This is a genomic window from Streptomyces sp. NPDC031474, from assembly GCF_055581185.1.
In genome coordinates this window covers 419,076-439,198 of record NZ_JBVIJX010000009.1, presented here as the reverse complement: position 1 = coordinate 439,198, position 20,123 = coordinate 419,076, and the positions used below count along the sequence as shown (strand labels likewise).

At 73.1% G+C, this 20,123-nt stretch carries 21 protein-coding genes; 13 read left to right on the top strand and 8 right to left on the bottom strand.

All coding sequences use genetic code 11. From position 1 onward, the window contains the following. Window positions 1-46: 46 nt before the first annotated feature. Together ACZ5SK_RS21395 and ACZ5SK_RS21390 are read right to left on the bottom strand one after the other, a co-directional pair. A complete protein-coding gene (locus tag ACZ5SK_RS21395; protein WP_334579785.1) occupies window positions 47-772 on the bottom strand; it encodes a 4'-phosphopantetheinyl transferase family protein in 726 nt (241 codons plus the stop codon). A gap of 41 nt (window positions 773-813) precedes the next feature. Next, the gene (locus tag ACZ5SK_RS21390) at window positions 814-1,194 is read right to left on the bottom strand and encodes an S-adenosylmethionine decarboxylase family protein (protein WP_069773010.1); all 381 of its coding nucleotides are present in this window, start codon (window positions 1,192-1,194) and stop codon (window positions 814-816) included. A gap of 315 nt (window positions 1,195-1,509) precedes the next feature. Here ACZ5SK_RS21390 and ACZ5SK_RS21385 point away from each other — a divergent pair, with 315 nt between their 5' ends. The 4 genes from ACZ5SK_RS21385 (at window position 1,510) to ACZ5SK_RS21370 (ending at window position 5,083) form a co-directional block, all read left to right on the top strand. After that, window positions 1,510-3,279 carry a GNAT family N-acetyltransferase gene (locus tag ACZ5SK_RS21385; protein WP_468157538.1) on the top strand — a complete coding sequence of 590 codons (1,770 nt, stop codon included), beginning with the start codon at window positions 1,510-1,512 and terminating at the stop codon, window positions 3,277-3,279. Then, on the top strand, window positions 3,276-4,346 hold the full coding sequence (locus tag ACZ5SK_RS21380; protein WP_334579783.1) for an HAD-IIIC family phosphatase: 1,071 nt from the start codon (window positions 3,276-3,278) through the stop codon (window positions 4,344-4,346). Before ACZ5SK_RS21385 ends, ACZ5SK_RS21380 begins: the two co-directional genes overlap by 4 nt. Continuing rightward, entirely contained in the window at window positions 4,343-4,621 is a 279-nt protein-coding gene (locus ACZ5SK_RS21375) for an acyl carrier protein (protein WP_468576437.1), read from the top strand. Before ACZ5SK_RS21380 ends, ACZ5SK_RS21375 begins: the two co-directional genes overlap by 4 nt. 141 nt (window positions 4,622-4,762) lie before the next feature. Further along, entirely contained in the window at window positions 4,763-5,083 is a 321-nt protein-coding gene (locus tag ACZ5SK_RS21370) for a chaplin (RefSeq protein WP_334579781.1), read from the top strand. 87 nt (window positions 5,084-5,170) lie between these two features. On the opposite strand, the gene ACZ5SK_RS21365 is transcribed toward ACZ5SK_RS21370, so the two are convergent. The 6 genes from ACZ5SK_RS21365 to ACZ5SK_RS21340 form a co-directional block, all read right to left on the bottom strand. Continuing rightward, on the bottom strand, window positions 5,171-6,037 hold the full coding sequence (locus ACZ5SK_RS21365) for a tyrosinase family protein (protein WP_334579780.1): 867 nt from the start codon (window positions 6,035-6,037) through the stop codon (window positions 5,171-5,173). Beyond that, on the bottom strand, window positions 6,021-6,575 hold the full coding sequence (locus ACZ5SK_RS21360) for a tyrosinase family oxidase copper chaperone (protein ID WP_334579779.1): 555 nt from the start codon (window positions 6,573-6,575) through the stop codon (window positions 6,021-6,023). Before ACZ5SK_RS21360 ends, ACZ5SK_RS21365 begins: the two co-directional genes overlap by 17 nt. A 306-nt stretch (window positions 6,576-6,881) precedes the next feature. Further along, a complete protein-coding gene (locus tag ACZ5SK_RS21355; RefSeq protein WP_361701127.1) occupies window positions 6,882-7,514 on the bottom strand; it encodes a vitamin K epoxide reductase family protein in 633 nt (210 codons plus the stop codon). Beyond that, window positions 7,514-8,014, bottom strand: a complete 501-nt coding sequence (locus ACZ5SK_RS21350; RefSeq protein WP_361700645.1) for a DUF5949 family protein — start codon at window positions 8,012-8,014, stop codon at window positions 7,514-7,516. Before ACZ5SK_RS21350 ends, ACZ5SK_RS21355 begins: the two co-directional genes overlap by 1 nt. Window positions 8,015-8,182: 168 nt before the next feature. Continuing rightward, window positions 8,183-8,479 (bottom strand): hypothetical protein, encoded by a 297-nt coding sequence (locus ACZ5SK_RS21345; protein ID WP_334579777.1) that lies wholly within the window; start codon window positions 8,477-8,479, stop codon window positions 8,183-8,185. 303 nt (window positions 8,480-8,782) lie between these two features. Continuing rightward, window positions 8,783-9,022 carry a chaplin gene (locus tag ACZ5SK_RS21340; RefSeq protein ID WP_334579776.1) on the bottom strand — a complete coding sequence of 80 codons (240 nt, stop codon included), beginning with the start codon at window positions 9,020-9,022 and terminating at the stop codon, window positions 8,783-8,785. 285 nt (window positions 9,023-9,307) lie between these two features. On the opposite strand from ACZ5SK_RS21340, the gene ACZ5SK_RS21335 reads away from it, so the two are divergent. The 9 genes from ACZ5SK_RS21335 (at window position 9,308) to ACZ5SK_RS21295 (ending at window position 20,106) form a co-directional block, all read left to right on the top strand. Then, a complete protein-coding gene (locus ACZ5SK_RS21335; protein ID WP_361700648.1) occupies window positions 9,308-10,435 on the top strand; it encodes a DUF3344 domain-containing protein in 1,128 nt (375 codons plus the stop codon). A 53-nt stretch (window positions 10,436-10,488) separates the two neighbouring features. After that, window positions 10,489-11,664, top strand: coding sequence for a glycosyltransferase (locus tag ACZ5SK_RS21330; RefSeq protein ID WP_334579774.1), 1,176 nt, complete (start codon window positions 10,489-10,491; stop codon window positions 11,662-11,664). Beyond that, window positions 11,661-13,076 (top strand): exopolysaccharide biosynthesis polyprenyl glycosylphosphotransferase, encoded by a 1,416-nt coding sequence (locus ACZ5SK_RS21325; protein WP_361700652.1) that lies wholly within the window; start codon window positions 11,661-11,663, stop codon window positions 13,074-13,076. The genes ACZ5SK_RS21330 and ACZ5SK_RS21325 overlap by 4 nt, the downstream gene beginning before the upstream one ends. A gap of 7 nt (window positions 13,077-13,083) precedes the next feature. Further along, complete coding sequence (locus ACZ5SK_RS21320; RefSeq protein WP_334579772.1) at window positions 13,084-14,406, top strand: O-antigen ligase family protein; 1,323 nt, start codon at window positions 13,084-13,086, stop codon at window positions 14,404-14,406. Window positions 14,407-14,732: 326 nt separating this feature from the next. After that, window positions 14,733-16,460, top strand: coding sequence for a lipid II flippase MurJ (locus ACZ5SK_RS21315; RefSeq protein ID WP_361701130.1), 1,728 nt, complete (start codon window positions 14,733-14,735; stop codon window positions 16,458-16,460). Next, entirely contained in the window at window positions 16,447-17,187 is a 741-nt protein-coding gene (locus tag ACZ5SK_RS21310; protein ID WP_334579770.1) for a polysaccharide deacetylase family protein, read from the top strand. The genes ACZ5SK_RS21315 and ACZ5SK_RS21310 overlap by 14 nt, the downstream gene beginning before the upstream one ends. Further along, a complete protein-coding gene (locus ACZ5SK_RS21305; protein ID WP_334579769.1) occupies window positions 17,184-18,350 on the top strand; it encodes a glycosyltransferase in 1,167 nt (388 codons plus the stop codon). Before ACZ5SK_RS21310 ends, ACZ5SK_RS21305 begins: the two co-directional genes overlap by 4 nt. Next, window positions 18,347-18,994 (top strand): YveK family protein, encoded by a 648-nt coding sequence (locus ACZ5SK_RS21300; RefSeq protein ID WP_334579768.1) that lies wholly within the window; start codon window positions 18,347-18,349, stop codon window positions 18,992-18,994. The genes ACZ5SK_RS21305 and ACZ5SK_RS21300 overlap by 4 nt, the downstream gene beginning before the upstream one ends. Further along, window positions 18,991-20,106 (top strand): GNAT family N-acetyltransferase, encoded by a 1,116-nt coding sequence (locus tag ACZ5SK_RS21295; protein ID WP_361700657.1) that lies wholly within the window; start codon window positions 18,991-18,993, stop codon window positions 20,104-20,106. Before ACZ5SK_RS21300 ends, ACZ5SK_RS21295 begins: the two co-directional genes overlap by 4 nt. Window positions 20,107-20,123: the final 17 nt, after the last annotated feature.

The window sequence follows — 20,123 nt, the reverse complement described above, 5'->3', positions numbered from 1 at the left end:
GGCATGAGGACGACGAACCGCCACAAGCGCACAGGCGTCGTGCGGGTCAGCGGCCGTATCCGGCCACCAGGCCGGACCGCTCGCGCTGCTCGACGCGCACCCGGCTCGCGCCCGCTCCCGTGACGGCCACCGCCGCGGGATGCGTCCCGGCGACGATCAGGTCCGCGAGGCCCGTTTCGGGCCGGACGACGGCCGGCCGGCCGGGCCAGGCGAGCACGGCCGGCGGCAGGCCGGGCGCCGACACCTCCAGCTCGCGCGGCGACACGGTGAGGCCCACGCCGAGGGCCTTCAGCACGGCTTCCTTCCGGGTCCACACGCGCAGGAAGGCGGGCCGCCGCTCGGCCGGGGGCAGGGCGTTCAGGGCGGCCAGTTCGTGGTCGGAGAGAGCGGCCCGCGCCGCGCTGTCGACGTCGAGGGGACTGCCGTCCTCCTCGACGTCCAGGCCGACCTGCCCGCCCCGGCACACGGCGACGCCGATGACCGCACCGCTGTGGGTGACGGAGAAGTCGTAGGGCGCGGGCGGGTCCGCGACGTCCAGCCGGGCCTTCCCGTGCGGCCCGCCGCAGCGCGGGCACACGCGCCGCAGGGGCACGTCCGCCGGGGCCACGCCGAGCAGTTCGCCCAGCAGCAGCCGGCTCAGGGCGCAGCCGACCAGGAAGCGGGCCCGGTCGTCGGGGCGGACGGTCGCGTCGTGGCGGCCGCGCTCCCGGGGGTCCAGCAGCCGCAGCAGGCCCTCGTGGGCGTCGCCGAGACGCGCCCACGAGACCTGCACGGAGAACACGAGAGCGGCCCGGGGACTGGCGGAGGGAACGGTCAGTGCACGGCGCGCAGCATGCGCGTCACGTTGATGCGCGTGGGCGACAGGCCGAGTTCGACGCTCTGCATCATGCGCTCGCCGTTCAGCCGGCCGTAGGCGAGCAGATCCACGTTGGCCAGGCTGAATTCGGGCCAGGTGTGAATGCTCAGGTGCGAGGCGGAAAGCAGGAGAATCGCGGTGACGGCGCCGTTCGGGAAAACGTGCGACGCCTCACCGAGTACCGTGGCGTTTCCCTTTTCGGCGGCCGTGCGCAGCACCTGGAGAAGGCGCTCCTCGTCGGTCAGGATGCTGTGGTCGCTCACCCATACGTCGACGGCATAAGAGCACAGATCGTCGACGTTTATACCCTCGGTGGCGAGGCTGGCGGAGTTGGTCATGGGGAACCGGGGGTGACGAACCGTTGCCCCCGTCTCCTTTCACATAGGCGCTCGGTGGTGCCCAGAGTAGCATCCGGGGCGCACCGCGGCACGCAAACCCTTTAGGAAAAGCCTTCCGGAACGAATATCGCGGCATTTGTTTTCCCGCACTGGAATTCCATCGGAATTCCCGCTATTTCCCGGCCGCCCGAGCGGGTCCGGACGGCTCTGAACCAGCCCGTATACTCGATAGTCCCGGAATCCATCAATCAGCTTGCCTGGAGCAGCATTGTGACGAACGCGCGTCGGCACCCTCGGAGTACCACCGCCGATTCTGTGCTCACGGAAGTCGCGGACGCCGTCCGGCTCCAGGAGGGCCCGCCCGGAGTGCGGTCGGTCCTTCGCGCCCTGCGCCGCCTCGCTCCCGCCTCCACGAAAGACCTCAGCCGCGCGACCGGCCTGCCCGTCCCGATCGTGGCGGCCCTGGGCAACGAGCTGCGCCGCCGCGGCTTCGTCACCAAGGAGCGTCCGTCCCGGCTGACGGAGAGCGGCCGGGACCTCGTCGCCCGGCTCGGCATGGACCTCGCCCTCGACGCCACCTGCCGCACCTGCGACGGGCGCGAGCTGGTCATCCCCGACGTGCTGGACGAGGCCGTGCCGCGGCTGCGCGCGCTCATGGAGGCGGGTCCCGCCGCCGACATGGCGATCGACCAGTCGCACTGCACGGCCGAGACCAAGGTGCGCCGGGTGCTCGCGCTGCTCACGGCGGGCGCGCTGCCGGGCGGCTCGCTGCTGCTGATCGGCGACGACGACCTCGTCTCCCTCGCCGTCGCCGTGGTGGGCGACGTGCTGGGCGCCCCGATCGTCGAGCGGGTCACCGTCGTGGACATCTCGCCGGAGATCCTCCACTACATCCAGAAGGTGTCGGCCGGTCTCGGCACCCGCGTGGAGACGGTCCGGCACGACCTGCGTCTGCCGCTGCCCGCCGAACTGCACCAGCAGCACGACGTGGCCATGACCGACCCGCCGTACACCCCCGAGGGCGCCCGGCTCTTCCTCTCCCGTGCCGTGGAGGGCCTGCGCCCCGGCCCCGCGCACAGCGTCTTCTTCTCCTTCGGCGGCAAGAGCCCCGACGAGATGCTGGAGGTGCAGCGGGAGATCATGGCGCTCGGCCTGGTCACCAACGGCTACATCCGCAACTTCAACGAGTACGAGGGCAGCGGCATCCTCGGCGGGGTCGGCTTCTTCCAGCACCTCCTCACCACCACCTCGACGGCCCCCTCCCACGAGGGCGAGTTCAGCGGCCCCCTCTATACCGGCGACAAGCGGACCCGGCAGCGCGAGTACACGTGCGTGGCGTGCGCGGCGCGGCTGCGCGTCGGCCCCGGCGCCCGCTGGACCTCGGTCGCCGCCCTGCGCGCCGACGGCTGCCCGAACTGCGGCAAGGGTCCCTTCCGCCCCGGCCGCCTGGTCCCGACGGACGAACCGACACCCCCGGCGCCCCAGCAGCCCCCGACCCCGCCCCCGGCCCCCGCCCCCGCGCCCACCGCCGCTCCCGCCGTCGTCGCCGCCACCCCTCGCACCCCCGGCTGGCACGCCCCGTCCGACGCCGACCGGGCGGCTCTCGCCGAGCGGGCGCGGCCGTACGTCACCCGTCAGGCCGACGAGCGTGATCTGCCGGCCATCGGGCGGTTCGAGGCCGAGATCGCCCGGGTCTCCTTCGGTGAGGACGCCATCGACGACCCCGAGCGGTGGGCGTCCCGGCTGGGCCGGGCCATGGAGAAGTCGAAGGAGGGCATGATCGTCGCCCACGGTCCGGGCGAGGAGCCCGTCGGCTGGTGCTGGGTGAGCATCAACCAGAACGCGATGACCGGCGACCGCTACGCCAACTTCCGCTCCCTGGCCGTCTCCCCGGTGGACAACCGCAGTGACGTCGCGGAACTCCTGCTCACCGCGGGCCTGGAGTTCTGCCTGGCGAACGGCATCACGGAGGTCGTCGGCCGGGTGCATGTGGGCAACGTCCCGATGCGCACGGTCTACCGCAAGTTCGGCTTCGACCCCACCAGCCTGTCCATGAAGCTGTTCCTGCCCGAGGGGGACCGGTGACCGCATTCGACCCCGACCGCGTCAAGTGCGTCGTATGGGACCTCGACGGGACCCTGTGGGACGGGATCGCCGTCGAGTCCCCCACCGACGAGCTGCCCACGCCCCGCCCCGGGATGCTCGCCGCGGTCGACGCGCTGGCCGCCCACGGCGTGCTCAGCAGCATCGCGAGCCGCAGCGCGCCGTCGGTGCTCGACCGGCTGGACGCCGTACCGGAGCTGCGTGCGCGCTTCCTCGCCCCGCAGGTGTCCTGGCAGGACAAGAGCGAGTCGCTGCGCAGGATCGCGAAGGACCTCGGCATCGCGGTGGACGCCCTGGTCCTGGTCGACGACTCCCCGTACGAGCGCGCCGAGGTCGAGGCCCTGCTGCCGGGCGTGCGCACCCTCGCCCCCGAGGACGTGCCCGCGCTGGCGGCCGCGTTCGAGGGCCGGGAGGTCACCCCCGAGTCCCGTGAGCGCGTGCACCGCTACCGCACCGAGGAGACCCGCCGGGCCGAGGGCGAGCGCTTCCAGGGCTCGCGCGAGGAGTTCCTGCGCTGGTGCGACATGCGCCTCACGGTCGGCTTGGCCACGCCCGACGAGATCCCCCGCGCCCTGGAACTCGCCGCCCGCACCCACCGCCTGAACTCCTCCGGCCTCACCCCCGACGGGCTGCGCGAGCTGGCCGCCTCGGCAGGACACGAGCTGTACACGGCCCGCATGACGGACCGTTTCGGCGCGTACGGCATCATCGGCGCCGCCCTCGTCGACCGCACCGCCCCCGCCGTCCGGTCCGTCCCGCTGCTCGCGCTGTCCTGCCGGGTCGCCGGCCGGGGCGCGGCGGCGGCCTTCCTGTTCCGGCTGATGGAGCGGGCCCGTGCGGCGGGCGCCGAGGAATTCCGGGTGACCCTGCGCCCGACCGACGCCAACCTGGAGATGCGCATCCTGCTCCGCCAGGCGGGTCTGCGCCGCACGGACGACGCCCACTCGGCCCACGCCGATTCCGCGGTCCTGGGCAGGACCCTCCACGGCGATCTGCCGGCGCCGCCGGCCTGGCTGCACGTATCCGACCGAGAGGACGCCGACGCGTGACGCAGACCCGAGACCGGGCGACGGTGGAACAAGAGCTCCGTTCGCTGATCGCCGAGGCCGCCCGCCTGGACGAGGCGGTCGTCGCCGAACTCCCCGCCGACACCGACCTGTTCGGCCCGCAGATCGGCCTCACCTCGCTGGCCGGCGTGACCCTGCTCGGCACGATCGACGAACGCTACGGCGTCGACGTGGCCGCCCTGGACCTGAACCTGGACAGCCTGCAGTCCATCGCCACCCTCGCCGAATTCGTCACGACACACCTCCAGCCCACATAGGCATCCGGTTGTACGTCCTCCTTGTTCAAAATGGGTGATCCATACGGACATGCCGTGACTCGTCCAGGGCGGCGGCGTTGAACGGGGAGTGCGGCGGCGAGTCCTGCTGCCGCACGATCCGAATTCACTAAGGAGAACGTGATGTCTCGCATCGCGAAGGCAGCCGCAGTTGCCCTCGGCACCAGCGCCGTGGTCGTCACCGGGGCCGGCCTGGCCATGGCGGACGCGGGTGCGCAGGGCGCGGCTGTGGGCTCGCCGGGTGTCCTTTCTGGCAACGTCGTCCAGATTCCGGTCAACACGCAGCTCAACGTCTGCGGCAACAGCACCGGCGTCTCCGGTCTGCTGAACCCGACCTTCGGCCACACCTGCGTCAACGGCGGCGGCCTCGGCAAGGGCCACCATGACAAGGGCTACGAGGACAAGGGCGGTCGGCACAGCAGCGGTTCGGGCTACGGCGACTGACCAGCCCGTTGTGCGCACCACAAGAGCCCCGGCGCTCAAGGCGCCGGGGCTCTTGTGGTGCGCACGGCACAGCGTGAACACGGCACGTCACGCGTACCGGTAGATCCTGCCGATCTCCTCCAACTGGTCCGGCGTCACGTCCCACGGAGGCAGCTTCTCGTGCCGGGCGACGACCCGGCGGTACTGCCCGTCGCCCGGTCCCGGCGGCTCAGCGGGCATGTAGCGGTGGTCGCGGTGGCGTTGCTGCCAGCGGGTCCACACCAGGTCCACGAAGGCGTGGTGCAGCCAGAACACAGGGTCGTTGACGGAGGCGCCGCCGAGCATCGCCCCGCCGACCCACCGGTGCACCCGGTTGTGGTTACGCCAGGCGACGCTTCCCCGGCCGGTCCCCCACCCCTCCAGCTTGTTGCGGAACCCCTGTGTGACCGTCGACCCCCAGGGCGCGGTGTCGTAGACCGGGTCCTTCAGCGCCCACTCCAGTTCGCTCTTGGTGGGCAGTTCGATCGGGTCGCGGGCGCGGCCGAGGTCCCGGGTGAGGAACTCCCCGTCCGTAACGCCCTCCTTGATCGTCCAGTTGCCGGCGGGGTAGGCGAACGGCCCGGTCGTCACCTGGCGATCGGAGCGCCGACCGTCACCGCCGAGCAGGTCATCGGTCCACGGCGCGGAGGTTTTGGAACGGTCACGCGTCCAGTCCCAGTACGGCACCGTCACCGAGGAGTCGACCCGGCGCAGCGCCTTCTCCAGCTCCAGCAGGAACCGCCGGTGCCAGGGCAGGAAGGAGGGCGCCATGTGGGCCGTGCGCAGGCCGTTTTCGCCGTCGGAGACGTAGTACTCGATGTGCATTCGGACGAACTCGTCGTACTCGCCCCGTCGTTTGATCTCCAGCAGCGCCTTCACGAACCGCCGCCGCTCGGCGCCGGTGAGCGTGCTGACGTCCTTACGCGTGTAGACCATGGTGTCCCCCCATGTGCGATCCGTCCGTCCTGTCTGTCCCGCGTTTCCCGTCTGCCCCTCGTGTTCCGTCCGGTCCGTGGTGCGGGCGGTCCCTCGGGGCGCCGGTGGCGCGCAGCTGTTCTCCCGGGCCCAGTTCGTCGACGGCGGCGCGGGCCGCCTCCAGTGGGGTGGCGTACGAGCGGTAGTGGTCCACCGTGCTCAGCCAGGTGCCGTCCGCGCGACGCATGAGATGCAGCGGACGGCCGTCGACCGTGACCTCCCACCGGGGGCCGTCGCCGGGCGCGCGATCCGCCGGCGTGAGGACGCCGCGGAGGCGCCTGCCGCGGTACATCTCCTCGAAGGAGCCGGGCGGGATGTCCGCGGACCCGTCCTGCGGGCCGGGGGACTGGAACGCGGCGACGACCGGGGCGAGCGCGAGTGCGGCGCCGGCGCCGAGCAGCCCGCGCAGCAGGTTCCGTCGAGTGCCGCGGGCCCGGCGCTGTCTCACCGCCCCCAGCGGAACCGCGGTGACGGGTACTCCGTCGGCGTTGGCGACCATGGTGTGCTCCTCGTCCTGTTCGGTTGTCCGTAGCGGTAACCGCTTGGCGGTCCGTCTGGTCACCACCCGGCGCCCGATCACCCGTCAGAAGCGCGCGGACCGCCCGGACAGGACGTCCGGGCCGCTGTGCTCCGGGTCTCGCGACAGTCCCTCAGCCACGCCGAGGTCCGCGCCGGACGCAAGGCCCGCCCCCGGCGTTCCGGCGCCGACAGGCAACTGCCGGACGACACGCTCCGGGATCAGACGGCCCTCGACAGGGTGCGGCTCCTCGGGCGCTCCCGCATCGGCAGGGCAACGGCCGAATGGTCAGCCCGTCCAGAAATCCCACCATCGGGTCAGGACCAGCATGCCGACGACCCCGAGGTGCAGAAGGGGCGGCACCCAGGTGAACTCGTCGAAGAACGTCCGCAACCCTGCCGGCGCCGGCAGGAACCCGTGGCGTACGTCGAAGGAGACGGCGTACCAGAACAGCAGGATCGTGGCGACCCACGCCAGGCAGCACCACAGGCACAGCGCGTTGATCCGGTACAGGGACTCGAACTGCAGCCAGGACACGAACCCCACACCGAAGAGGCAGCCGGCCGTGAAGGTCAGCCAGTACCAGCGGGGGAAGGCTGCACGGGCCGACAGACTCATGCCGACGCAGACGACGACGCCGTAGGCCACCAAGCCCAGCATCGGGTTGGGGAAGCCGAACGCCGAGGCCTGGTCGCTCTTCATGACGCTGCCGCAGGACACCACCGGGTTCAGACTGCAGCCCGGGGTGAATCCGGGTTCCTGCAGCAGCTTGAACTCGTCGATGGTGATGACCCAGGAGGCCAGAAGCCCCGCCGCGCCGGTGAGGACGAGGAACAGGGCGTACGCTCGACGGCTCCCGGCGATGCGCGCGCGGCTGCCGCCCGCGTCTTCCGCCCTGCTGTCACCCCCGGTTCCCGTCATCATCTACGCAGGCTGCGGGCCGGCAGGACGGCGTGTGCCGCGGCCGTGAGAGTCTCCTCGGCCCCCGCGAACGCGGCCAGCTCCTCGGGCTCGACGGGCTTGCCGGGCACAGCCTCGGGCCACGGCCGGGTGGTGAAGACGAGATAGGCGTAGCCGCGTTTCTCGACGGCCGCGAGCCACTCGGGCGGCGGAAGGCACTGGGCGTTGAAGCTCGGCGCGTTCAGGACGGCCTGGCCCGCTTCGACGAGGAGGGTCACCGGCAGGCTCGGCCGGACGGCACCGTCGACCAGGTCTCCTCCGACGGGCAAGCCGTGGTCGGTGAGCAGACGTTCGATAGCCGCGGTCGTCGCCTCGGGGCCGTCCGCGGCGTCGCCGAGGGAGTAGGCGAGGAGGTAGGGCATGTCGCCGCCGTCCGGGGCCTCGCCACTCCATGGCATCACGACGAGGGTGCCCAGGTCGGCCGCGCGGAAGGGGAGGGTTGCGCTTGGGGTTGGGGTCACCGCGCGACTTTATCGACGGCCCGGGGGGCGGCCGGGCGCGTTCTCACCCGTACGGAGGACGCCCCACCAGTGCTCCACACGAACGAGGGACGGTCTCCCGACCCGGCTCGAACAGCGCACCGAGGGCCGGCCCGTACGACACGGCGCCGGCCCTGCGGGAAGAACGTCTCAGCTCTTCAGGGGCAGTCCGCCAAGGAGCGGCTTGGGGCTGTTGAGAGCGCCGGTCGCGCCCTTGACGGTGCTGAGCACGGAGTCCTTGTTCTCAGTGTCGAGCGCGTTCGACTGGTGCTGCAGCCGCGTCACGTCCGCCCCGTCGAGGGCGAGGGGACCCTTGGTGAGCGTGTTCACTGCGCCAGTGAGGCTGGTGGGCGTGAGATCGGCGGTGCTGTTGGCGAACGCGGGCGCGGCGGCACCGGCGAGGACCATGGACCCGGCAATGACAGCGGCGGCCTTCAGGGACTTCATCGGGTTCCTTTCTTCGGCGACTCGGCAACTCAAGTCACCGGGGGAAGTCTGACGCCATGCACAACGAGTCCCGCCGGAAGCGGAAACCCCGTGTGCGGGAAATCTCGAGCACCCCCGGCAAAGGCCCCCTCCCCAAGCGAGAAGGCCCTGCCGGGTGCTGAATTCAAGGAGCGGTCAGAAGGCCTGCCATGAGCGGCCCGTCGAGGATTCTCGGCCGGGGTCCTGGCTCCGCCGCCCTTCGGGACAACGCCAACGGCCGCCCTCCTGGGGGAGGACGGCCGCTCGAAGAAGCGCGGCGTGGCGTCAGTCGTTGACGCAGATGCTGCCGAACGCCGGGTTCAGCAGGCCGGTTACGTCGGTCGAGTTGCCGCAGATGTTGGTCTGGTGGTGCAGCGGCAGCTGGATGACATTGCCGGACAGCAGGCCAGGGGAGTGCGCGGCGACGGCCTCCGCGCCACTGTCGGCAACGGCGATGCCAGAGGCGCCGGCGATGGCCGCGGTGGCAACGGAGGTCAGGACCAGGCCCTTCGCGATACGCGACATGGAGAGGTGCTCCTTGAGGTTTTGACACAAACACCCGGGCGGGGTGCCCGGCACTGAGGTCAACGCACGCGATTCCCCGGAGTTGCGCAGCCATTCGAGTGACGCCACGACGGGCCGGACTTCACGATTCCGACACACTTGACCGGTATCAGTGCATTAGTCCAGATACTGGTTAGAGTTGCGCCTCGCCCGCTGCACTCCTACGGCCAGCAAATAGCACCGCAGACATCGATGGACATCGACAGACACCGACTCCACGGTCTTTTCGAAAGGGCACCGCCGGTCATGCGCATTTCCCTGGGTCCGCTGCTGCGCGGCACGACGGCCGGAGTTCTCGCCCTCGCCTCGGTCTGGGCGCTGGGCAGCGCGCGGGCGATCGGCGCCCCGCCCATCACCGAGGCGGAGAGCATCCACTTCGCGCAGCGCTACCGTGCGACACAGCACGGCGGGATCGTCCGGGCGGCCAACGCGGCGATCAGCTGCCGCACCTCGCCGGCCCCTCGGGCCGCCCGTGCCTGCCCGGCCGTGCGCAAGGGCGGCACCGGCGTCAACAGCGGCTTCGACATGTTCTACGTCGACGTCGACGACGACCCGAACACCTACAACTCCTCCAGCGCCGAGGTCCGTCTCCCCCGGGGCGCGCGGGTGTCGTACGCGCGGCTGTACTGGGGCGGCAACCTGCGCGTCGGCGAGCAGAAGCCGCCCGCGGACAACGCGCGCGTGCTGATCGCCGAGCCGGGCGGACAGTACAAGGCGGTGCTCGCGGACACGGTCGTCGGCCACCGGGTGGCCCAGGGCGCCGACGCCTTCCAGGCCTCCGCCGACGTCACCGACCTGGTGCGCGACAGCGGTCAGGGCCTGTACACGGTCGCGCAGATCAACGTGGCCATGGGCAGGTCGGCGGCCGGCGCCTGGGGCGGCTGGACGCTGGTGGTGGCGTACGAGAACCCGGCGGAGCCGCTGCGTCATCTGGCCCTGTGGGACGGCTTCGACACCCTCGGCTCCCCCTCCGGCTCCGCCGCCGGCGCCACCGCCCCGAAGGAGATCCGGCTGCGCGGGCTCGACATCCCCGCGGGTGCGGGCGGCCGGGCCGGGCTCGTCGGGTACGACGGCGACCGCGGCCGAACGGGTGATTCGCTCATGTTCTCGACCGGTGGACGGGCGGCCACCGCGCTCACGAACCCGGTCAATCCATCTGACGATGTGTTGAACTCCACGATCAGCGAGCCGGGGGCGGCTCCGGCGGCGCGTGTACCGGCGTACGTCAACACCCTCGGCTACGACTCCGACGTGTTCGATCTCGGCCGGGCTTTGCGGCGTGGCGGTGACCAGCTGGCCGTTCGGCTCGTTGCCACCCGGGACGCGGCGTGGGCCGGGGCGCTCTTCGTCGCCGTCGACACACGAAAGAAGTAGTCAAGCGCGTTCCCGCACGTCCCGAGTGCCACCGTGAGCGAGGAAACCGCGCCATGCACCAGCCAGAACCCGACGACAGACCCCGGGTCCTGCACCTCACCCAGCCCGTGGACGGCGGGGTCGCCCGGGTCGTCACGGACCTGGCGCGGGCCCAGCTCGCGGCCGGCCTGCACCTCACCGTGGCCTGCCCCGACAGCCCCCTCTCCGAGAACCTGCGCGCGCTGGGCGCGAACGTACGGCACTGGGCGGCGACGCGGGCTCCGGGACCCTCGCTCCCCGGTGAGGTACGGCGGCTCAAACGCCTGCTCGACGAGGTACGCCCCGATCTGCTGCACGCGCACAGCGCCAAGGCCGGACTCGCCGGACGGCTCGCGGTGCGCGGGCGGATCCCGACCGTGTTCCAGCCGCACGCCTGGTCCTTCGAGGCGGTCGGCGGCCCCACCGCGGCCCTCGCACTCACCTGGGAACGGTACGGGGCCCGTTGGGCCGACCGGCTGCTCTGTGTGAGCGAGGCGGAGCGCGCGACCGGGCAACGCGCCCGGATCGCCGGGCGGTGGAGCGTCGTCCCCAACGGCATCGACCCCGAGCGCTTCCACCCGGCCCCCGTCGACACCGTACGGGCCGGCCTCCTCCCGCTGCTCGCCCCGGCCGCACCCCTGGTGGTGTGCGTGGGGCGGCTGTGCCGGCAGAAGGGACAGGACGTGCTGCTGGCGGCGTGGGCGGACGTGGCACGGAAGGTGCCCGGGGCCCGGCTCGTGCTGGTCGGCGACGGACCGGACGGGGAGCAACTGCGCTCCCGAGCACCGGAGTCCGTGCTGTTCACCGGCGCCGTCGCCGACGCCGTGCCCTGGTACCAGGCCGCCGACCTCGTCGTACTCCCCTCGCGCTGGGAAGGCATGGCGCTAGCCCCGCTCGAAGCGCTCGCCTGCGGGCGGCCCGTCGTGGTGACCGACGTGGACGGCGCCCGGGAGAGCCTGCCCGACCCGCTCGCCGCCCGCTGTCTGGTGCCCGCCGAGAACCCCGCGGCGCTGGCCGACACCCTCACCGCACTGCTCCTCGACCCGCTGCTGCGCGAGTCGCTCGGCCATCGGGGACGCGCTCACGTCCTGGCCGCGCACGACGTGCGGCGCACCGCCGAGGCGGTCGCGGACGTGTACCGAGAGCTGCTCACGACCACGGAAGGGGCGCGCGTCGCGCCCCCTGAGTGCAGGGAGTCCATCCACTCGTGACTGCGGAAAGCACCGTCCCCTCCCCGGGCGCGCAGCCCGGATACTCACCCGTCTCGGTCATTCCGCGGCTGGAGAGCGCAGCGGGATTCCGGTTCCCCACCCGGCGGCCCTCCGCGCGGCCCGTGTCGCCGCTGCCGCTCCTGCTCGCCGACGGCCTCGCCGCGTCGCTGGGCGCCCTGGCACTGACCGGGGCGCAGCGCCGCCCGTTACTGGTGGCCCTGCTGGTCGCCGCCACGATGCTGCTGCGCCCGCAGCGTCCGCGCCCGGTGACGGGAGTGCTGGACGAACTGCCCGCCGTCTGCGGCCGGATCGCCGTCGCCTGGCTGGCGCTGGGGGCGTTCGTCGCGGCGTGGATCCCCGCGCACGCGCTCTCGGCCCACACCCTGCTCCTCGGGTGCACGGCGCAGGCCGTGGCCGCGTGCGCCGGCCGCGCGGTCGTGCATTGGCGCCGCCACCGGGCGCTGCTGCGCCGCCCGCACGCCGCGCTCGTCATCGGCCCCGCCACGACCGCGCAGCGCGTCGCCGCCGCCGTGCTGCGCCACCCGCGCTGCGGGGTGCGGCCGGTGGGGATCGTCGCCGAGCGCCCCGACGGCGCCGACGGACTGCCGGTGCTGACCACCGGTCAGGAGGTGCAGCGGGCCCTCATCCAGAACGGCGTCCGCGACGTCCTGTGCGTCCACCCGGCCGTGCGCACCGTGCAGGGCCCGCTGCTGCGGGCGCTCGCCGAGTCGGGCTGCACGGTGTGGGAGGTCGACGCCGACATCCCCTCGTACGCGAGCCGTGAGCAGCTCGCCGGGTTCTCCTGCCGACGCCTCGACCTGGGCGCCAGGCGCCGGGGCAGCCTAGGCAAGCGGCTGCTGGACGTCACGGCCTCCGGGACGCTGCTGCTGCTGGTGAGCCCCCTGCTGCTGGTGTGCGCGGCGGTGCTGCGGCTGACGGACGGGCCGGGGATCGTCTTCCGGCAGGAGCGCATCGGCAAGGACGGCCGGCCCTTCACGCTGCTGAAGTTCCGCACCCACCGCCCGGTCGACGAGCACGAGGCCGCGACCCGCTGGAGCGTGGCCGGCGAGCGGGAGATGAGCCCCTTCTGCCGCTTCCTGCGCCGGACCTCGCTGGACGAGCTGCTCCAGCTGTGGAACGTCCTGTGCGGCGACATGAGCCTGGTCGGGCCGCGACCCGAACGCCCTTTCTTCGTCGGCCAGTTCAGCCAGACCTACCCGGGCTACGCGGCCCGCCACCGGATGCAGACCGGCATCACCGGCCTCGCCCAGGTCCACGGACTGCGCGGCGACACCTCCATCGAGGACCGGGCCCGCTTCGACAACGCCTACATCGACAACTGGTCGCTGTGGCAGGACGTCTGCATCCTGCTGCGCACCGCGGCCTCCCTCGTGCGACCGACCGGGAGCTGACCCGCCGATGACCCTCGCCCTGTCCGTGCCGCGCGCCCGGGCCCTGTCACCGGTCCTGCCCCTGGTCGTGGTGGTCGCCCTGCTCGGACTGCCGCCCGCCCCCGGCACCGAGGGCGGCGCCGGGCCGGCCGACGCGCTGTCCGCGCTGGTCGTGCTGTTCTGCGCGGTACGGCTGCTGCGGCAGCGGCGGCGCCCCCTGTCACGGAGGGCCGCCGTGATCCTCGGGCTGCCGGTCGTCGGGGTCGCGCTCGCCGCGCTGGGCGCGACCCCGGCGGGCGCGGGGCTCACCGGGCTCGGCCGCTATCTGCAGATCTTCGTGCTGGTCCCCGCGGCCGTCGTCCTCCTCGTCCGTGACCGCTCCGACTTCCGGGTGCTGGCCTGGTCGTTCGTCGGGCTCGCGGGGTGGCAGGGGGCGGTCGGCGTCCATCAGTTCGTCACCGGGACCGGCGCCTCCTACCAGGGTGAGGACATCCGGGCGGTCGGCACGTTCGGACCGCAGGACGTGATGGGCATGGCGACCGTCGTGTCGTTCGGGCTGATCTGCGCGGTCGGGCTGGCGCTCGGCCGGACCTCGCTGCGGCAGCGGGCGATCGCCGCGGCTTGCGCGCTCGCGCTGCTGACGCCGCTCGCGCTGTCCTTCAGCCGGGGCGCGTGGATCGCGACCGCGCTGACCTGCACGATCCAGCTGGTCCTCGCCGGGTTGCGGCGCGCGCTGAAGGTGGGCGCGGTCGCCGTCGCGGCCGGCGTGATCCTGGTCGGCGGCTTCGGCGTCGGCTCGGCGATGCTCCAGCAGCGCGTCAGCAGCATCACCCGGGTCACGAACGCTCCCGACCAGTCGGTCACCGACCGGTACACGATGTGGGCGGCGGCGGTCGGCATGTGGCGCGAACAGCCGCTCACCGGCGTCGGGTTGAAGGACTTCCCCGAACACCGCGACACGCACGCCTCTCTCGCACTGTCCTCCGGCAGCGACACCGAGGGCGCGGGCTCGGCCTTCGTACGGCAGCCGCTGCTCTCCCCGCACAACATGTACCTGCTGGTCCTCGCCGAGCAGGGCCTGATCGGACTGCTCGCCCTCGCGGGCGGCTGGCTGGCGCTGCTGGCGTGCGGGCTGCGCGGCTGGTTCCGCGTCCGGCGCGGCGGCCCCGGCCTCGACTGCGCGCTCGTCGCCTGCGGACTGCTGCTCTGGCAGCTGATCGACTTCATGTACGCCGACATCGGCGGCCCCTCCACCGTCCTGACCGCGGTCGTCTTCGGGGTGGCGGCCTGGTGGGCGCTGGTCGGCGCCGATGCCGGCGGCAGCCCCCGCGAGGAGGCCCGCACCCGATGAACCCGACGCCTTCCCGGCCCCCCCACCCGACCGACCCCACCACCGTCCCACCCGCACGACCCGCACCCCGGCCGAAAGGCGCGTCCAAGAGAACGACCAGGAAGACGGCGACGGCCAGGGACACGGCCGCGGAGACGATCGGGAGCACGGTCGGCGCGGCAGCTGAAGAAGTGGCCGCGAAGGTACTCGGGAACCCCGGCGGAGAGCCGACCCGAGGAGCAGCCCGAGGAGCAGGCGGTACAGGGGAGGTGGCTCGGCGCGGGAACACGGCCGAGGACGTGAGCGGGGTCGCGGGCGGGGGCGTGGGCGAGGTCGCGGGCGGCGACATGAGCGGGGTCGCGGGCGGCGACGCGGGCGAGGACGTGAGCGGCGACGCGGACGGCAACGTGGGCGAGGTCGCGGGCGGCGACGCGGGCGAGGACGTGAGCAGCAACGCGGGCGCGGTCGCGGTCGAGGGCGCGGGCGGTGCCGGTGTTTCTTCGCCCCCGCGGGGATTTCTCGCCAGGGCCGCTCTTGTCACCGCCGTGCTCTCCGTGGCCGGGGCGCTGCTCGGGCTGGTGCGGGATCAGGCGTTGGCCCGGTTGTTCGGGGCGGGCAGGGACACCGACGCGTTCCTCGTCGCGTGGACCGTGCCCGAGTTCGCGGCCACGCTGCTCATCGAGGACGGCCTTGCGTTCGCCCTGATCCCCGCGTTCAGCATGGCGTTGGCCCGCCGCTCCCAGGGCGCCCCGGGCGACCCGGTCCGCGCGCTGGTCGCCGGCACGCTCCCCCGGCTGTCGCTGGCGTTCGTCGCGGTCGGCGCCCTGCTCATCGGCATCGCCCCGCAGCTGGTCGGGGCCCTCGCGCCCGGTCTGCCCGACCCCGCGCTCGCCGTCGACTGCACACGGCTCACCGCGACCTGCGTGGTGAGTTTCGGGCTCGCCGGGTACTGCAGCGCGGCCCTGCGCGCACACCGCAGGTACCTGGCGCCCGCGGCGATCTACGTGGCCTACAACGTAGGCATCGTCGCCGGGATGTTCGTGCTCGGCGGGCGCTGGGGGGTGCGGTCGGCGGCGGTCGGGGTCGCGGTGGGCGGACTGCTGATGGTCGTCGTACAACTGCCGTCTCTACTCGGGCAGTTGAGGAAACGGGAGGTGGGCGCGGAGGCGGGTGGGGAGGTGGCCGCCGGGCAGGCGGAGCCGCGGCCGCTGGACACCGCGCTGCTGACGACGGTGCTCCTGTTCGCCCTGTGCCGGCAGTCCCAGGTCCTCATCGAACGCTTTCTCGCCTCGCACCTCCCGGCCGGGGCGATCTCGCACCTGAACTACGCGCAGAAGGTCGCGCAGATGCCGATGATCCTGTCGGTGATGGTGTGCACGGTCACCTTCCCGGTGGTCGCGCGGGCACTGGCCGAGGGCGACACCGAGCGGGCCCGCGGCCGCGTGGAGCGGGATCTGGCGCTGGCCGCGTGCATCGTGCTGCTGGGCGCGGCCGCCGTGGTGGCGTGCGCGCCGCAGATCGTCGAGGTGCTGTTCCAGCGGGGCGCGTTCACCGCGCGGGACACGGCGGCGACGGCCGGCGTGATGCGCGTGTACGCGCTCGGACTGCTCGGCCAGACCCTGGTGGGCGTCCTGGTCCGCTCCTACTTCTCGGCGGGCCGCGGCTCCTGGTACCCGGTGGGCTCGATGGCCGCCGGGATCGCCGTGACCTCCTTGATCGGCGCGCTGAGCGTCCACGCCTGGGGCGTGTACGGGATCGCCGCCGCCAACGCGACCGGCATCACCGTCTCCGCGCTGGTGCTGCTGGCCGGGATGGGTCCGCGCAGCGTCCCGGTCAGTGTCCCGGGCGTGCTGCGCGAGCTGAGCCGGCCGGTGTCGGCGGCCCTGGCGGCGGCCCTGGCCGGGGGCTTCGCCGCCGCGCGGTTCGCCGACCCGCTCGCCGGTCTCGCCGCCGGCGCTCTCACCGTGACCGCCGTCTATCTGCTGCTCGGCCGTGCCCTGGGCGCCCAGGGCATCGTCTCCGCCCTCCGTTCCGTACGTTCCGCGACCCGAAGGCTCTCCCATGGCCGCTTCTGACACCAGCAGACGCACGTCCGTCCCGTGGGTGGCGATGTACCACTCCGTCGACGACTGCCCCGAGGACCCGTACCAGATCACCGTCACCCCCGAACGGCTGGAGAAGCAGCTGATGTGGCTGCGCCGGCACGGACTGCGCGGCGTCTCCATGAGCCGGCTCCTCGCCGCCCGCGCGGAGGGCAAGGGCCAGAATCTCGTCGGTCTCACCTTCGACGACGGCTACGCCGACTTCCTCACCGACGCTCTGCCCGTGCTGCGCCGCCACCGCTGCAACGCCACCCTCTTCGTGCTGCCCGGCCGGCTCGGCGGCGACAACGCCTGGGACCCGCTGGGCCCGCGCAAGCCCCTGCTGACCGCCGACGGCATCTGCCGCGCGGCCTACGAGGGCGTCGAGATCGGCTCGCACGGCCTCACCCACGTCGACCTCACCCGGGCCGACGACCTCACCCTCAAGGCGGAGACCGTCGAGAGCCGCGCCGCCCTCACCGCACTCCTCGGCACCGAGATCGCCGGCTTCTGCTACCCGTACGGGACGATCGACCGGCGCGCCATGGACGCCGTACGCGAAGCCGGTTACAGCTACGCCTGTGCGATCGACCCCGGAAAGCTGAACGGCCTGCACGCCCTGCCCCGGGTACACATCGGGGAGAACGACAACGCGCTGCGCCTGCTGCTGAAGTACCGGCTGCACCGGTTGCGCCGGCGTCCCGTCGAGGGGCTGCGGTGAAGGCGCTGCACATCATCACGGGGCTGGGCGTCGGCGGCGCCGAGCAGCAACTGCGGCTGCTGCTGCGCCACCTGCCGGTCGACTGCGACGTGGTGACGCTGACGAACCCGGGGTCGGTCGCCGACGGGCTGACCGCGGACGGGGTGCGGGTCGTGCACCTCGGCATGGCCGGCAACCGCGACCTCGGCGCGCTGCCACGGCTGGTCCGGCTCATCCGCTCCGGCGGCTACGACCTCGTCCACACCCACCTCTACCGGGCCTGCGTCTACGGCCGGCTGGCGGCGCGGCTCGCGGGAGTGCGCGCCGTCGTCGCCACCGAACACTCCCTGGGCGCTTCGCAGTTGGAGGGCCGGAAGCTGACCTCCGGGGTGCGTGCGCTCTACCTCGCCAGCGAGCGGCTGGGCCGCACCACGGTCGCCGTCTCCCCGACCGTCGCCGACCGGCTGCGCAGCTGGGGCGTCCCGGCCCCCCGGATCGAGGTCGTCCCCAACGGCATCGACCTGGCCCGCTTCCGCTTCGACCCCGAAGCCCGGCACCGCACCCGACGGCGCCTCGGCCTGCCCGACGACGCCTGCGTCATCGGCGGCATCGGACGCCTCACGGCCGCCAAACGCTTCGACGTCGTCCTCCACGCCCTCGCCCGGCTCCCCGCCGACCACTGGCTGTTGCTGGTCGGCGGCGGCCCCGAGGAGAACGTGCTGCGGCGCACCGCGCACGAGGCGGGGGTCGCCGACCGCGTCCTGTTCACCGGCGAACGCCCCAGCGTCGCGGACGGCACCCCCGGCCCCGACCTGCCCTCCCTCACCTGCGCCATGGACCTGTTCGTCTCCCCCTCCCCCGAGGAGACCTTCGGCCTGGCGATCGTGGAGGCGCTGGCCTGCGGACTGCCCGTGCTCTACGCCTCCTGCCCCGCGATCGAACACCTGCCCGCCCGGGCGACGGCGGGCGCCCGCCGGGTGAGCGGCGGCGCCGAGGCGTTCGTCCGCGCGCTCACCGAGGCGCGCGCGCATCCCTCCGGCCCGCGCACCGCGCCCGAGGCAGCCCGCCACTACGACATCACCCGCAGCGCCGCCCAGCTCATGGACGTGTACGCGGCCACCGTGTCCGGACCGCCCCTGCTCTCCCCAACTACCCCGACACCCCAGGGAGTCAGTTCCCCATGACCGAGAACCCCCGTCGTCCTGCCGCCCTGCGCCGCGCCAGGACGCTCCCGCCGTGGTCCCTGCTCGCGGCCGGCGCCGTCGCCGGCGGCCTGCTCGGCGGCGTGTACGGGGCCGTCGAGCCGCCCGTGTACACGGCCACCGCCTATGTCGTCGCCGTCCCCACCGAGAAGTCCGACCCGGCGTCCGCGCTCGGCTTCGCGCAGGCCTACGGCCGGGTCGCCACCCAGCTCGCGGTGCTCGGGGACGCGCAGGTGTGGGCGGGCGTGCCGGTGAAGACGCTTCAGCAGAGTGTGCAGACGGCGACCTCGCCGGACGCCCCGATGGTCTCGATCACGGCGACCTCCTCGCGTCCCGACCTGGCCGCCGACATGGCCAACGCGGTCTCCCGCTCGCTGACCCAGCACGCGAAGAGCTCCCGGGCCACCACCAACGTCGAGCTCCAGCAGTTCGCCCGGGCGGTCAAGCCGACCGCCCCCTCCTCGGCGTCCTGGGCGGTGACCGCTTCGGTGGGGGCGAGCGCGGGCGGGCTGCTCGGCGCTCTGGTGCTGCTGGTGCGGCCGAAGCGGGCCCGGGAGGAGGAGGCCGCACGTCCTGCCGCCGTCCCCGGCCCAGCCGTCGCCGCCGACGCCCACGGAACGCTGTGAAACCGACGTTCACCACCGAACTCGTCACGGACGAACAGGCCTTCACCGCCCTCGCGCCCGCCTGGGGGCGCCTGTACCAGAGGTGCGCGACGGCCACGCCGTTCCAGAGTCACGCCTGGCTGCACTCGTGGTGGCTGTCGTACGGCCGGCGCGGGCGACTGCGTCTGCTGCTGGTCCGCGACGGCGGTGACCTCGTCGCAGCCGCCCCGCTGACGGCCGTCCGCCGGCCGCTGCCGGCGCTGGTGCCGCTCGGCGGGGCGATCTCCGACTACGGGGACGTCCTCGTCGACGACGCACACGGCGAGCGGGCCGTCGCCGCGCTCACCGAGGGCCTCGCGACGGCCGCCCGCACCGCGCTGATCGACTTCCGCGAGGTGCGGCCGGGCGGCGCGGTGGAGCAGGTCTACGAGCGCTGGCACGGGCCGCGGCGCCGGGTGAGCGACTCGGTGTGCCTGGAGCTGCCGGCCGTCCCCATGGACGAGTTGGTGGCCCGGCTGCCGTCGGCGAAGGCCCAGCGGGTGCGCGCCAAGCTGCGCAAGCTGACCGCGCTGGGCGTGGAGCGTCAGGTCGTCCGCCCGGAGGACGTCGACTCGGCGCTGCGCCGGCTCCTGGAACTGCACCAGTTGCAGTGGCAGGGCCGGAAGGTGACCGGCGAGCACCTGCGCTCCCGCTTCTGTGAGCACCTGGTGCGCTCGGTCGGCCCAATGGTGCGTTCCGGGGACGCGGTGGTCACCGAGTTCCGGCTGGACGACGACGTGGTGGCCGTCGATCTGACGCTGCTGTCGCGCCGCCTGGCCGGGGGCTATCTCTACGGCGCCCATCCACGGCTGCGGGAACGCAAGGCGGACGTGGCGGTGATGCTGCTCGACGCCTGCGCCGAGCACACCCGGGGCGGCGGCCGCGCCGCGCTGAGCCTGCTGCGGGGCAACGAGCCGTACAAGCATCACTGGCGGCCCGAGCCCGTCGTCAACCAGCGGCTGCTGCTGGCCCGTCGGCGTACCGCGCCGCTGCTGTCGGCGGTCGTCTGCGACGTGGCCGCCCGGCGGCGGGGCAAGGAGCTGCTGCTGCGGCTGGAGCAGCGGAAGGAGCGTGACGGTGGCGGCGGGTCCTGACGTGGGCCGGCCGCCAC

Coding starts and splice junctions, on each gene's coding strand:
- ACZ5SK_RS21390 (WP_069773010.1), bottom strand. CDS start 1,194: ATGACCAACTCCGCCAGCCTCGCCACCGAGGGTATAAACGTCGACGAT.
- ACZ5SK_RS21370 (WP_334579781.1), top strand. CDS start 4,763: ATGTCTCGCATCGCGAAGGCAGCCGCAGTTGCCCTCGGCACCAGCGCC.
- ACZ5SK_RS21365 (WP_334579780.1), bottom strand. CDS start 6,037: ATGGTCTACACGCGTAAGGACGTCAGCACGCTCACCGGCGCCGAGCGG.
- ACZ5SK_RS21360 (WP_334579779.1), bottom strand. CDS start 6,575: ATGGTCGCCAACGCCGACGGAGTACCCGTCACCGCGGTTCCGCTGGGG.
- ACZ5SK_RS21355 (WP_361701127.1), bottom strand. CDS start 7,514: ATGACGGGAACCGGGGGTGACAGCAGGGCGGAAGACGCGGGCGGCAGC.
- ACZ5SK_RS21345 (WP_334579777.1), bottom strand. CDS start 8,479: ATGAAGTCCCTGAAGGCCGCCGCTGTCATTGCCGGGTCCATGGTCCTC.
- ACZ5SK_RS21340 (WP_334579776.1), bottom strand. CDS start 9,022: ATGTCGCGTATCGCGAAGGGCCTGGTCCTGACCTCCGTTGCCACCGCG.
- ACZ5SK_RS21335 (WP_361700648.1), top strand. CDS start 9,308: ATGCGCATTTCCCTGGGTCCGCTGCTGCGCGGCACGACGGCCGGAGTT.
- ACZ5SK_RS21330 (WP_334579774.1), top strand. CDS start 10,489: ATGCACCAGCCAGAACCCGACGACAGACCCCGGGTCCTGCACCTCACC.
- ACZ5SK_RS21320 (WP_334579772.1), top strand. CDS start 13,084: ATGACCCTCGCCCTGTCCGTGCCGCGCGCCCGGGCCCTGTCACCGGTC.
- ACZ5SK_RS21315 (WP_361701130.1), top strand. CDS start 14,733: ATGAGCGGGGTCGCGGGCGGCGACGCGGGCGAGGACGTGAGCGGCGAC.
- ACZ5SK_RS21310 (WP_334579770.1), top strand. CDS start 16,447: ATGGCCGCTTCTGACACCAGCAGACGCACGTCCGTCCCGTGGGTGGCG.
- ACZ5SK_RS21300 (WP_334579768.1), top strand. CDS start 18,347: ATGACCGAGAACCCCCGTCGTCCTGCCGCCCTGCGCCGCGCCAGGACG.